We start from the raw sequence: 12,003 nt of genomic DNA, 5'->3' as shown, positions 1-12,003 counted from the left end.
TTTTTATCCATGGAGGAGCAAAATTTATGCTATTTATAGCTACCGCCCCCCCCAAAAAAAAGAGAATAGCAGTATCAAAGAAAAAAGGAATAGGTTTTTAAATCAAAATCCTAATTTGAGATTCTCTCTTAATAAGACAGTAATAACCGAATAAAATATATAATGTACTAGTATAATCACTATTGTGACGGAATATTATGGCAGAAAATGCAATGGATGAGCTGCTCAGGTGGATAATAAGTGTTGATAGGCGACTTATTCTTCTGGAGTACATGAGAAAACACACAGTTGCTAATGCTTCTGAGATCGCCCATGAGTCTAACAGGTCTATCCAGAACATTAGTCATGCTTTAAAAGAACTTGAGGATGTAGGACTGATTGAATGTTTGACCCCTACTAAAACTACATGGAAAAAATATATGCTTACAGACAAAGGAAAAATGGTAATGGATAAAATGGAAGGAAAATATTTTTAACTTTCTTATTACTCACTTTCAACTTCCATTTGAAGAGCCTTGTATCCTTGCACAAGTTTAATATTGGCTCTTACAACAGAGTTTTTAAATTCTGCCAGTTCTGAGGAGATACTTTCCAGATTTTCTACAGCATGCTGTTCAGTTATAGCCATGCCATCAGGTATGACTTTCCCATCCGGGACAGTGATCTTTCTTACAGTAGCATTATGCATAACCAGACTATCGTCACCCACAGCGCAGTCAAACACTACTGATCCAAAGCCTACAAAGCAGCCTTCACCTATATAACATGGACCATGTACGATACACCCATGGGCAAGAGATGTGTTGTTGCCTACTATAACCTCAGAATGGGAAAGGGCGTGTATGATCACATTATCCTGAACATTGCAATCGTTTCCAATAATTATTGAGGAACCTGGTTCATCGGCCCGGATGATAGCATTATGTGCCACAAAGACATTATCGCCAATATTAACATTTCCAATGATGATAGCTGTTTCCGATATCCATGCTTTTTTACTGATCTTTGGTTTCTGTTTCTGTGGGTTTTGGAATTGCATTTCACACCTCTTTTTTTGGATTATACCACTGAACTTGCATCGCACTTTCAACACGACAATATGATAAAATATGAGAGTTTATTTATACCTGTTGCTTGGAATAATCGCTTAAGGACAAACTTATAGGAAAATATGGTAGTGCTTGTTGAAAACATGATTCTTCTAGCATCTTAATCGCGTATTTCAAATCTCTTCAAAACACTTATATTCAACATATTCTAAACATAGATATTAACGCTGTTTACTCTACTAAATTGCATCACATAAGTTTCGGAAAAAAGCGCCTTTCAGTTAGCTTTCATTTAAAAAGGTGATAAAATGCATTATGGTTTAGGAATTGATGCCGGGGGAACCTATACTGACGCTGTTATTGTAAGGGGGTCAGATGGAGCGATAGTTGATGCTAAAAAATCTTTTACTACTTACCCCGATATTCAGCAAGGAATTCAGAATGTACTGGATTCACTGGATCAGCAGTATCTAAAAGATGTTAATCTTGTATCAGTCTCTACGACACTTTCCACAAATGCACTTCTTGAAAACACTGGCAGACCAGTGGGATTAATACTCGTGGGGGAGCAGCCAATAGACAAAGAATATCCGGCTGAAAGTGTTGTTTTTGTTTCTGGCGGTCATGATACTAATGGTGAAGAAGAGTATCCGCTGGATATTGAAGCTGTAATTAATTATGTAGAAACATCCAGATCATGGGTTTCAGCTTATGCGATATCAGCATACTTTGGCACACGAAACTCGGAGCATGAGCTTGCCGTAAAGAGCATAATTCATAGTATCACAGATTTGCCTGTTGTCTGTGGACATGAACTCTCACAGGAACTTGGAGTTTATGAAAGAGCTGTAACTGCAACTCTTAATGCTCAGTTGATCCCTATTACTTATCAGTTCGTAAATGCTGTAGTTTCAGATATTAAGAGAAGAGGTATCAATGCCAGGATGCTGATGCTTAGGTGCGATGGTTCTGTCTATAACATAGAAGATGCTTTGGAGAAACCCATCGAAACAATATTTTCAGGACCTGCTGCCAGTATTCTTGGTGCTTCTTATCTCGCAAAGACAGATACATGTGCAGTTATTGATGTCGGGGGTACCAGTACGGACGTATCAGCGATTAAAAATGGAATTCCTGAGATAAGTCCGGAAGGTTGTATGGTAGGTGGCTGGAAAACTCGTGTAAAAGCTATGAAGATGGAAACATCAGCCCTTGGTGGAGATAGCCATGTTTGGGTAAAAGACAAGAACGTATATATCGGTCCCAGAAGAGTCATACCTTTGTGTGTGGCGGCAACTCTCTATCCTGATTTTATCTATCGATTGAAACGTAACAAAATGGTCTTGAGAAAAGACACTAATGAAAACTATCAGCAAACCAAATTCTTGGTAAGGACAGGATATGAAGCTATTGGATTGAGGGAGAAGGAAAAAGAATTACTCAAGTTAATTGGTCATGAACCAGTTTCTGTTACTGAGATTACAGATATGACGGATGCCAGGGAAATAATGCTTATTGATAAGACCCTTGATTCACTCATAAATAAACGGCTTGTACAGTCTATCGGTTTTACACCTACTGATGTACTCCATGTGCTTGGAGAATATGAACAGTGGAACAAAGAAGCAGCAGAAATCGGAGCTATCTATCTGTCAAAGTATGCTAACATGGGCAAATATGAGTTCTGCAGGCATGCAAAGGATATTTTTGCAATAAATATGGCTCATGATCTTGTGTCCTTCCTAATACCTGCCATACCAAAAAGTGCAATCGATGAGGTTCTAACCGGTGATTATCCTGTAAGGTTCAAAGCAGATATTCCCGTAGTGCTTCTTGGCGGTCCTGTTTCTGCATATCAGGAAGATCTGAAGTCCATAATTGATGCAGATGTGCAGGTTCCCCAGTTTGCAACTGTAGGGAATGCTGTAGGTGCGCTTGTCGGAAAGAGCGTAAAGAAGGTAGAAATAATGATAAAACCTGCTTCACTGGTAAATCCTGATAGTGATTTTCTGGTATTTTCATCCGAGGGTAGGGAGCGCTTTGAGAGATATAGTGATGCTGTAGATTATGCTACAAAAATTGGCCATTCCCTTGTGCTTAATTATGAGAAACGGTGTGGCATAATAAAAGAAGATACGATTATAAATGTGTCAAAACAGACCACATCTCCTGATAACTGGCCTCATCCTCCTATCGAAACAAGAATTACAGTCGTAGGGGTTGGAGATCCTATGATGGCAATCAGAGGAACATACAACAGCAATAATGGCAGTTCATGACAAGTGAAAAGTAGCTCTGCTATTTCTTCTTTACACTATATTTTTGTGTTGCTCACTTTCCAGGTTTTCTGCACAGATTATTGTTCCATCGCATGTGTGAAGTATCATTTTTTTGTTTGTATGTGTATAAAAGATCTTCTTCACAATCATCGTCAGCATTTGTTACAGATGTCTCTGGTGTCATATTTATTTGACTTTTCTTTTCATTATCGTTGGTCATGAATTCACATTGATTTAGTTGCTATTTGTTTTTTGCGTTGAAGACAAAAGACCAATTTAAACTTAGTTAAATTCATGCAAGTTGACAAAATCAGGAATTATCCTCATATCTGGGTAAATATCGAATATTTACAGTTTTTTTAGAACATACTGCTGTCCTAATTCTGTAAGATTATATGTTATCCATGTTGCTTCTTTGTTACCCTCTATTAAATTATTTTCAGTTAATACTGAAAGGTGGTAGGAAAGTTTTGATGGCGATGTCTTTGTTATTTTCTGGATAACACATGCACAAAGTGGCTGTATTGAGAGAAGATTTAGAATCTTCAGCCTAAGAGGCGATGAAAGGGCATCATATATCTGGCTTTGCCTTATCATTCTGTTTTCATCAGGCAGTTTTTTTATGATCTTATCTATTCCACCAATCAATTCTATGTCTTTAGATAATTTTTCCGGGATTTTCATCAATTACCTCATACAGAGCATGTGATCTGATTTTGAACAAAGTACACAGCTTATTTGAAGTCAATGCTGATGTTGCCTGATTTTTTAGCTAACGATTCCGACAAAAGACCCATTTCCATTCTGCATACATGCAATATTCCGCAAGGCACAAGGCAGTTTGATGAGCATTTCGCTTCCTGGGCTTTTGTCATCACGTAATTATCCTTGATGTCAAGAGTCTGATCCATAGGTATCTCCATGTGCGATATTTTTTTTATCTTTTCGCAATCAGTTTCTATATCGATTATTATATTTTTTCCATCTCTTTTTCCGTACACCTTATGCACAAACCCACATATATTCGAATTAATCGTTACTTCTGTCATGTTAGTTACTCTTTCTGATTGGTAGTTGATTAAATTCATGTTGTTTCTTGTATTTATATGTATTTCAATTGAATTTGAAATGCTAAGCTTTAAATAGATTGATTCAAATATATTTGAAACACATGACTCAAGATTATCTTATACATCTGGTAAATGTTGGCCTGCAATCTGTGCAGGAATACCTGGCATTGCATGTACTGCTATGTCTGATCCCGGCTTTTTTCCTGGCCGGTGCAATAGCATCACTCTTTTCAAAAGAGTCTGTACTGAAGTATTTTGGTTCTGATACACCAAAATACATCTCCTACTCCGTAGCAGCAATCTCTGGTTGTCTCCTTGCAGTATGCAGCTGTACTGTACTCCCGCTGTTCGCGGGAATTTATAAGAGGGGAGCAGGCATAGGTCCAGCTACTACTTTCCTGTTCTCCGCACCAGCTATCAATATTCTGGCAATAGTCTATACTGCAAAGATCCTGGGTTATGATATCGGAGCTGCCAGGGCAGTGGGTGCAATTCTTCTTTCTGTTATTATCGGATTGATAATGCACATTCTATATGAGAAGAAAAATAGTGAACACAACGGTATCAAGACCTTTAACTCAGAAGAGCACGCTCATACCGTTCAGCTTTTCCTGTTGCTGCTTGCAATACTTGTGGTTCCTGAAATGATCAAATCCTGGACCTATCTTGCCTTGGTGGAGATTCCACTCATAGCTGCTACTGTATACCTGTCCTTCAAGTGGTACTCTAAGGAGGAAAGAGAGAGCTGGATGCAGGAGACCTGGTTCCTTGTTAAGATGATCGCTCCTTTGTTGCTTGTGGGGGTCTTCTTTGCAGGCATCCTTGTAGAACTGCTTCCCTCCGAAATAGTGGTTAAATACGTGGGTGGTGGCAACCTGCTTTCGTACCTCATTGCTTCTGTAGCCGCTGCGCTAATGTATTTCTCCACGCTTACGGAAGTTCCCATCATCAGCGCTCTGACATTGCTGGGCATGGCCAAAGGTCCTGCTCTTTCAATGCTCTTGGCAGGTCCTGCATTGAGCCTTCCCAGTATGATAGTTATCAGCAGGATCATGGGTGTTAAAAAGGGACTTTCATATATAGTGCTGGTAGTCATAATGGCAATGATATCAGGAATGGCATTCGACTATTATGTACTTTGACTAGAATAAGAGGTTGATATATGCGTTTATTGATAATTTCAGACATCCATGGAAATAAAGAAGCTCTGGACGCGGTCATGGCTGTATCTCATGATGAAGTTATCTGTCTGGGAGATATTGTGGATTATGGTCCTTCTCCGGGCGAGTGTATCGATGTGTTGCTGGACCAAAAAATCCCTATTATTATGGGAAACCATGACAATGCAGTGGCGTTTAGGATGGATTGTGGGTGTGGCTACGCGTATAAACACCTCTCTCAATCAACCAGGGAGTACACATGGAATCTCCTGAATGCTACTCAGCTGGAGTTCCTTAGCAAGCTTCCTATGGATATTAGAAGGGAGGAAAATGGGAAAAAGTTGTATTTCACTCACGGCAGTCCCTTATCCTTCTATGATTACATCAAGCCGGATACTCCGGAACAGACAATAAAAGAACTTATAACAGGAGTTAGTGCTGATTTCTTATTCATGGGCCATTCACATCTTCCTTTTGTAAGGAAGGTCGCAGATGTGACATTGGTGAACCCGGGTTCAGTGGGCCAGCCCAGGGATGGAGATACTCGTGCAAGCTGCGTAGTATTTGATACAGATTCATTCCAGGCTGAGATAATCAGAGTTGAATATGACATGGAAGTAGTTTTCGACAAGATAAGAAAGAACATGCCAAATGCAGAGGAACTGATCTCAATATTGAAAAGAGGTTATTGATCAGTTGGTTTTTATTAGTACATTATTTAGATATTACTTAGAAAGGTGATTACATGAAGATAGAAATACTTGGAACCGGTTGTGCAAAATGTAAGAAAACAAAAGAGATCGTTGAACAGGCAGTTGCTGAGCTTGGCATCGTTGCTGAGGTTGTAAAAGTGGAAGATATTAATGCTGCTCTTAACTATGGTGTGATGATAACTCCTGCTGTTGTAGTCGACGGTGATGTAAAGATAGCTGGAAAGGTTCCAACTGTTGAGAAAGTAAAAGAGTGGCTCTCTAAATAAAAGAGGACAAATCATGGCAGAAGAAATTAAAATGGCAGAAGGAGTAAAATGTGCATGTGAAGCTGCGATCGTCGGACTGTATGCATGTGCTGGTGGCTCTAACGTTGGACAGATGGCAAATAAAATAGCTGTTGAACTCACTAAAAAAGGAAAAGGAAAGATCATGTGTACCGTCGGCATCGGGGGTGATGTCTCTGGTATCATAAAAAGTACAGAGGGAACCGATGAGATAATTACGATCGATGGCTGCGCTCTTGTATGTGCAAAAAAAACACTTGAAAGTGCAGGGTTTACTGTTGATAAGCATATAATACTAAGTGAGCTTGGAATGAAAAAGAATAAGGAACTTGACCTCAATGAAAATGAGATAAATGAGATCATGGCCAAAGTAGAGAGTGCTTTAGGAATCTAAAATAGCATATGTGTTAATAGTTAGGTGAATAAGATGAGAATGTTAGAAGAGTTTTTTCCGGAATTCGCACAGAAACTGGATGAGATCGATGAAATATATAGGGACAAGAGGACAATTGATGAGAAAACATATCAATTTATATGCTTTGCTCTTTCCATAAAGGCCCGTTCAAAACCATGTGTCTTAAAGCATTTCAAAGGGGCTCTTGAGGCAGGGGCAACTGTAAAAGAACTTACTTATATCCTGGCTTTGACAATGCGTGAAGCTGCAGGAGCTGACGACTGCTGGACCCATGATGTCATAGGTGAATGGAAAGAGATCCTTAAAGGCAATGTATCCTGTTGCTGCGCAGGGGATAAAGACTGATTTCTGAAGAATTAGTCTCTACATTTCGTAACTCTTTTTTATCTTTTTTACGCTAATGATCGTTTTGATAATTTCAAAGGCATATCCAGTTGAGTAATTATACTGTAACAAAAATAGCAAGAGTCGGTACAAGTGACTGCGACAAATTCAATAGATTTCAAAGATAATGATTCAATCATCTGAATTTCAGTCTGCTGTATGTAACAAGAGGGATTTTCGGATTTGAGAACAATACTAAACCTGATCGATCCATATGGTAGAGAATATCCCTGAAGATATCGTAAAAGATTTTCAATTTATCTGCTGTCTGCATGAACAGGCAGTCTGCGACCATGATAAATGTAGAGAATTCAGTGAATATTTATCCGAACTTCTGATTAGACTTGAGGACATGGAGTTTTACCGGTTGGCTGACAGAATAATGAGCATTCTTCTGAACTGCAAGCCAAAAGATGCATCTCACTGTGAAAAAGCAAATCTTGTGGGGGAGATGTTAAAAGAGATAACAAAAGAGATGCATAAGTAGCTGGAAATGATGTTTTCATTCAGTTTTTTTACCTAAGATATGACATGCTTCTATCTTTTTGTTTCCGACTTTCTCATTTCTACTAAGGAAGGCTCTTCTCGTTTTCCCTGCAGTTATCTGCAGCAATCACATCCACCTTCTAAATGAAGCAGATTGTTTTTAACACGTTCTTTAGACCAGCAATCCACACAAAGCTTTATTGTTCCTAACTCTTTGTGATTAGTTCTGAGCAAAGAATTTTCTTCTTTTTCACATATTGCACACTTAAAACTCATTTTAAACCCTCTGAACAAACTCATATTTTATTGTACGTGTGAATTAAAACATTCTCCATCATCCGTTTTATATGGTGTTTTGTACGAAGCAAGACATTTTCCACATTTATCTTCTACTCGGTAATTTTCATGTCTCTGTCTTCATTTGTAATCTTTTTGATACTCACGATAGAAGTATCGTCACAATAGCAGCTAAATCTATCTTACCCAAATTAGAATGTGATTAATTACCTTTAAGATTTTCAAGAATCGAATTCACTTTTTGGTTTAATCGATAGTATTTCCATTTAGAGTGATTATATGAATCTACAATTCCACTTTGCTTCATCACTGCAAGATGATGAGATATCAGATTTTGCTTTTCCTCTAGCTTGTAAACAAGTTCGCAAACACAATAATCTCTTTTGTAGAGAAGATAAGCAATCCTGAGACGAGTGGGATTTGCAAGTACTTTTAAGTTTTTACAGATCCTATCTATATCTTCGGATGATATTCCTTCTTCATCTTGCAATTCTTGTCTCCATATCAGTTTTATTTCGGGATCTTTTGGACAACATCTCATGATTATGCAACTTCCATTTCCATAAATATGTGTTGCGATTTCAAATCCGGCTTGATATCAATAACTTTTGATTTTCAAATAACGCTTATTTAAACAATAGAGGCTTTGAATTGTTTGAGGTTTGCATTATGTCATTCCTAAACAAACAACTACCCGAAACCGCCGAAGCATTTGCAAAAATGCGGGATTCTATATTTGTGGAAACTACGCTTGATGGAAAAACAAAGGAACTCATAGCTGTTGCATCATCAGTTTTGATGAGGTGTGAATACTGCACTGAAATCCACTCTCAGAGAGCTATTGCTAAAGGATCTAACCAGAAAGAAATAGCAGAAGCAATTGCTATTGCAATGTTCGTTGCATGTGGTTCCCAATTGGGATGGACAAAAGTATACGAGCAAATTTTCAGTGATAGTGCAGACAATGATAACGGTACCAACAAATGCTGTTGTGGGGGTTCAAAATAGAATTCTTGTATCCGATAGTTCAATTATTAAAATGTATTCGCCAGATAGCCAGACCAGACTGGTTTCTTTAGAACTCCTCTGCTATCATTGCTTTGTGGTATGCCATTGTAAGCATCTTGTTCACAAAGCTGATGGCTTCTTCTTCAGAGTCTACCATCCTGATTGTTACCTGACCACTCTGGAAAAAGTTCATCTCTATTATTCCACTCCTCACCGCTACCATACCTAATTTATCGGAATATTTACCATCTAAATATTTGGCTATTAAGGGAAGATCGGGTTCTTCATCCAGTTGTGCAATGATCCTTAATTTCCATGGGTCAGCTATACACGGAAATATCTTTTCGGTATGTGCAACTCTCATTTTAGTTCCTCGTTACATATAGCAGTGTTAAGTATAGGTACTTCAATGATTATTGAAATACCTTCTGCTTTATCAAATTTGCTTTCCAGTACAAGTTTTTCATTGAGATTTCAGTTGCAACAAGATCCGTCTTCGCCTCCGCAGCAACATTCACCACTATCCATATCTTTGCCTTTAAGTGCAGCCCCGATCATTGCCCATGCACATCCCACACCACTCTGCACTTCTATTGCCTGGACAGGACAGTTTCGAGCGCAGGCACCACACTCCATGCATGCGGATGGCTTTAAAAGTTCAACGTGTTCTTTTCCTTCTCCAAAGATTCCATGAGGGCAGACTTGTGTGCATCGCAAACATTTGATGCACTTGTCAGGGTAGTATTGGAGAGTATTCTCACGATAAGAATTGAACATCAGATCACCTTCATCAATTGAATTGCTCCTAGCAAAATCGAGAGTATTATCCCGGAAACTGCCATCAGTGCCATAATAGGCACATATCGGAAGATCTCTTTTTTGACCCCGGTCCTTGAAGTGAACGTTGTGCACCCTGTAAAGTTAAGAGCCAAGTACGCTGTCACAGCTGGCATTGTCAAAAATATTGTCACTGATATCAGCACTCTCATCAGGAGAGAAAGTTCGGTTTCCACAGCAAAGGATATTGCAAAGGGAACAGCAATCAATCCTCCAAGAATAAGTCCTTTAGTGCTGAAATCATGTGTGGGAATGAATGGAAGCAGAGCAGGAAATAGTATAGTTCCTGTTATTACCGTGGTGATTGCTGCAATAGCTGCAAGAGAACCTGCCAGAAGATAAAGAATGATGGCAGCAGCTATTGTAGGAATTAATGCATGTCTGAATTCCACCGGTGTGAGAACCAGCCGGTCTTTGAATGAAAAATGAACCTTACGCATTTCAGGTGTTGCAGTATGTGTTTTAAGGTACTCAGGAAGATCATTGGCACGGACCGGACCAAATTCGACCTTAAAACCAGACCTCCTTTGTACTTCATGTGCTGAGATTCCCGGAGCTCCAAGCTGTGGAAGTATCACAGTGCGGTGACGGACAATATTAGAAAGTCCTGACCACATAATACGTTGTACTAGTTCATCTGTTCCAAATGTGCCTTTTCCTGCAGCACACCATACATTGATCCCCTTGGTATCCAGGACAAGGATATAACAATCAATGCCAGCAAGTGCTGACCGCAGCGCATCAAAGCTAAGAGTGTAATTTGCTGAAACAAAGACCATGGAATCTGGAGTGGGATTCCCTAGTTTGTAAAGGCCAGGTTTTACAGTATGTCCCATCCGGTTTACACCTAGTAGGGCAAATAAATGATCAAGCCTGTCTTTGGGAGTTAGCTCACTTGCAGTTATAAGAATTTCAGATGCCTGCATCTTATTGGTCAGAGTTATAATTTGATTTTTATCTGACTGAGGCGCACATGCGCATGAAGAACCAGTAGTTTTGTCACCCGCCATGGTCTGTCTCCTATTCAATCACCTTTATGCATAAGGGGTTCAAGTACTTCTTTTACCATTCCGCTTAGATTCTCTGCTTTGATGAGAGCCAGACAGCAGATTCCACCATCTTTCTCCCAACTTATCAAAGCAAGTTTAGTCCCTGTCTTAATACCAGCTTTTTCACGTACGTCTTTTGGAAGTACCATCTGTCCTCTTTCATCGACGCTAAGAATTGCTTCTACATTGTATGCAGAACATGAGTTACACTCGCACACAGATGCGGAGTCATTAAGACAACTCGTTTCATTGGAAGTCCTCTTTTTAGTCATTTGAATCCTCTTAATTAAGAGGATATTCCATATATTTGTATTTTTCTGAAAAATCTAATTATACTGAAAAATACGACAATATCACTTATTCATTTGAAATTGAAATTATTTCGAAAATGAAAAGCATTTCAAAAATCAGTTTAGATCAAGTTCATCAAATCTATTTTATATCTCTTTTATAAATACCACTCTATGCTCGCTAGGGCCGCTATAATCGCGAACCACATTGATTCCATTAATGATTTCAGTCCCGATAAGCTTCATCCCAATGCTTTTATGAAAACCTACGGAGTCTTTATTTGTTGGTTTTGTTATGGCTTTTATTTTTGTGCAACCCTTTTTTCTTGCACATTCGATAAAATGCTCATAGAGCTTTCGGGCTAAACCACGCCTGCGGTAGTTATTTCTTACAGCCAGCAGATGTGCATAGGCTATTGGTTCAGTCTGGGAATAAAAGCCGAACAAGTAAGCGCATACTATTTCCCTATCTTTTATAACAAAAGCTGAATCTCCAAACTCATAGATCAAAGTGGGATGATGTAAGTGTAATGTTCTGTCACTGCCCCAGAAGTAAGTGATATTTTTAATGATCTGATCAAAATCAGATTTGCTGCACTTTGATATTTCCATTTTACCAATCCAGTTTTGCATGATTTGTAGAAATAGTTTGGTATTGGCATATCTTTAATTCTACTTGCAG

19 protein-coding genes are annotated in these 12,003 nt (G+C 38.8%); 9 read left to right on the top strand and 10 right to left on the bottom strand.

What is annotated here, in order from left to right; translation table 11 throughout:
- Positions 1-197 precede the first annotated feature (197 nt).
- On the top strand, positions 198-476 hold the full coding sequence (locus ACC612_RS11800) for a winged helix-turn-helix domain-containing protein (RefSeq protein ID WP_371854752.1): 279 nt from the start codon (positions 198-200) through the stop codon (positions 474-476).
- 8 nt (positions 477-484) lie between these two features.
- Here the strand turns inward: ACC612_RS11800 and ACC612_RS11795 are convergent, their stop codons facing one another.
- Complete coding sequence (locus tag ACC612_RS11795) at positions 485-1,039, bottom strand: carbonate dehydratase (RefSeq protein ID WP_371854751.1); 555 nt, start codon at positions 1,037-1,039, stop codon at positions 485-487.
- Positions 1,040-1,357: 318 nt separating this feature from the next.
- Here ACC612_RS11795 and ACC612_RS11790 point away from each other — a divergent pair, with 318 nt between their 5' ends.
- Positions 1,358-3,328: a hydantoinase/oxoprolinase family protein gene (locus tag ACC612_RS11790; RefSeq protein ID WP_371854750.1), complete on the top strand. Its 1,971-nt coding sequence runs from the start codon at positions 1,358-1,360 to the stop codon at positions 3,326-3,328.
- A gap of 52 nt (positions 3,329-3,380) precedes the next feature.
- Here ACC612_RS11790 and ACC612_RS11785 read toward each other — a convergent pair whose 3' ends face one another.
- The 3 genes from ACC612_RS11785 to ACC612_RS11775 all read right to left on the bottom strand — a co-directional run bounded on the left by ACC612_RS11785 (position 3,381) and on the right by ACC612_RS11775 (position 4,377).
- On the bottom strand, positions 3,381-3,548 hold the full coding sequence (locus ACC612_RS11785) for a hypothetical protein (protein WP_371854749.1): 168 nt from the start codon (positions 3,546-3,548) through the stop codon (positions 3,381-3,383).
- A 128-nt stretch (positions 3,549-3,676) separates the two neighbouring features.
- Positions 3,677-4,012: an ArsR/SmtB family transcription factor gene (locus ACC612_RS11780; protein ID WP_371854748.1), complete on the bottom strand. Its 336-nt coding sequence runs from the start codon at positions 4,010-4,012 to the stop codon at positions 3,677-3,679.
- A 50-nt stretch (positions 4,013-4,062) separates the two neighbouring features.
- Positions 4,063-4,377: a hypothetical protein gene (locus ACC612_RS11775; protein WP_371854747.1), complete on the bottom strand. Its 315-nt coding sequence runs from the start codon at positions 4,375-4,377 to the stop codon at positions 4,063-4,065.
- A 122-nt stretch (positions 4,378-4,499) separates the two neighbouring features.
- Here ACC612_RS11775 and ACC612_RS11770 point away from each other — a divergent pair, with 122 nt between their 5' ends.
- From ACC612_RS11770 to ACC612_RS11745, 6 genes are all read left to right on the top strand, one after another.
- Positions 4,500-5,540 (top strand): permease, encoded by a 1,041-nt coding sequence (locus tag ACC612_RS11770; RefSeq protein ID WP_371854745.1) that lies wholly within the window; start codon positions 4,500-4,502, stop codon positions 5,538-5,540.
- 20 nt (positions 5,541-5,560) lie between these two features.
- Positions 5,561-6,250 (top strand): metallophosphoesterase, encoded by a 690-nt coding sequence (locus ACC612_RS11765; RefSeq protein WP_371854743.1) that lies wholly within the window; start codon positions 5,561-5,563, stop codon positions 6,248-6,250.
- Positions 6,251-6,303: 53 nt separating this feature from the next.
- Entirely contained in the window at positions 6,304-6,537 is a 234-nt protein-coding gene (locus tag ACC612_RS11760) for a thioredoxin family protein (RefSeq protein WP_371854741.1), read from the top strand.
- Between the two features lie 13 nt (positions 6,538-6,550).
- The gene (locus ACC612_RS11755) at positions 6,551-6,949 is read left to right on the top strand and encodes a putative zinc-binding protein (protein WP_371854739.1); all 399 of its coding nucleotides are present in this window, start codon (positions 6,551-6,553) and stop codon (positions 6,947-6,949) included.
- 33 nt (positions 6,950-6,982) lie between these two features.
- Positions 6,983-7,315 carry a carboxymuconolactone decarboxylase family protein gene (locus tag ACC612_RS11750; protein WP_298684312.1) on the top strand — a complete coding sequence of 111 codons (333 nt, stop codon included), beginning with the start codon at positions 6,983-6,985 and terminating at the stop codon, positions 7,313-7,315.
- Between the two features lie 253 nt (positions 7,316-7,568).
- The gene (locus ACC612_RS11745) at positions 7,569-7,841 is read left to right on the top strand and encodes a hypothetical protein (protein WP_371854737.1); all 273 of its coding nucleotides are present in this window, start codon (positions 7,569-7,571) and stop codon (positions 7,839-7,841) included.
- 498 nt (positions 7,842-8,339) lie between these two features.
- On the opposite strand, the gene ACC612_RS11740 is transcribed toward ACC612_RS11745, so the two are convergent.
- The gene (locus ACC612_RS11740) at positions 8,340-8,627 is read right to left on the bottom strand and encodes an ArsR/SmtB family transcription factor (protein ID WP_371854735.1); all 288 of its coding nucleotides are present in this window, start codon (positions 8,625-8,627) and stop codon (positions 8,340-8,342) included.
- A 179-nt stretch (positions 8,628-8,806) separates the two neighbouring features.
- On the opposite strand from ACC612_RS11740, the gene ACC612_RS11735 reads away from it, so the two are divergent.
- On the top strand, positions 8,807-9,145 hold the full coding sequence (locus ACC612_RS11735; protein ID WP_371854734.1) for a carboxymuconolactone decarboxylase family protein: 339 nt from the start codon (positions 8,807-8,809) through the stop codon (positions 9,143-9,145).
- Positions 9,146-9,212: 67 nt separating this feature from the next.
- Here ACC612_RS11735 and ACC612_RS11730 read toward each other — a convergent pair whose 3' ends face one another.
- The 5 genes from ACC612_RS11730 to ACC612_RS11710 form a co-directional block, all read right to left on the bottom strand.
- A complete protein-coding gene (locus tag ACC612_RS11730) occupies positions 9,213-9,509 on the bottom strand; it encodes a hypothetical protein (RefSeq protein WP_371854733.1) in 297 nt (98 codons plus the stop codon).
- A 110-nt stretch (positions 9,510-9,619) separates the two neighbouring features.
- Positions 9,620-9,922 carry a mercury methylation ferredoxin HgcB gene (hgcB, locus tag ACC612_RS11725; RefSeq protein WP_371854732.1) on the bottom strand — a complete coding sequence of 101 codons (303 nt, stop codon included), beginning with the start codon at positions 9,920-9,922 and terminating at the stop codon, positions 9,620-9,622.
- On the bottom strand, positions 9,922-10,992 hold the full coding sequence (gene hgcA / locus ACC612_RS11720) for a mercury methylation corrinoid protein HgcA (RefSeq protein WP_371854731.1): 1,071 nt from the start codon (positions 10,990-10,992) through the stop codon (positions 9,922-9,924). The genes hgcB and hgcA overlap by 1 nt, the downstream gene beginning before the upstream one ends.
- A 14-nt stretch (positions 10,993-11,006) precedes the next feature.
- Positions 11,007-11,303, bottom strand: coding sequence for an HgcAB-associated protein HgcC (gene hgcC, locus ACC612_RS11715; RefSeq protein ID WP_371854730.1), 297 nt, complete (start codon positions 11,301-11,303; stop codon positions 11,007-11,009).
- A 165-nt stretch (positions 11,304-11,468) separates the two neighbouring features.
- Positions 11,469-11,954, bottom strand: a complete 486-nt coding sequence (locus tag ACC612_RS11710; protein ID WP_371854729.1) for an N-acetyltransferase family protein — start codon at positions 11,952-11,954, stop codon at positions 11,469-11,471.
- Positions 11,955-12,003 lie beyond the last annotated feature (49 nt).

Source organism: Methanomethylovorans sp., from assembly GCF_041447285.1.
Lineage (GTDB): Archaea > Halobacteriota > Methanosarcinia > Methanosarcinales > Methanosarcinaceae > Methanomethylovorans.
This window is presented reverse-complemented; position numbering and strand designations above follow the sequence as displayed.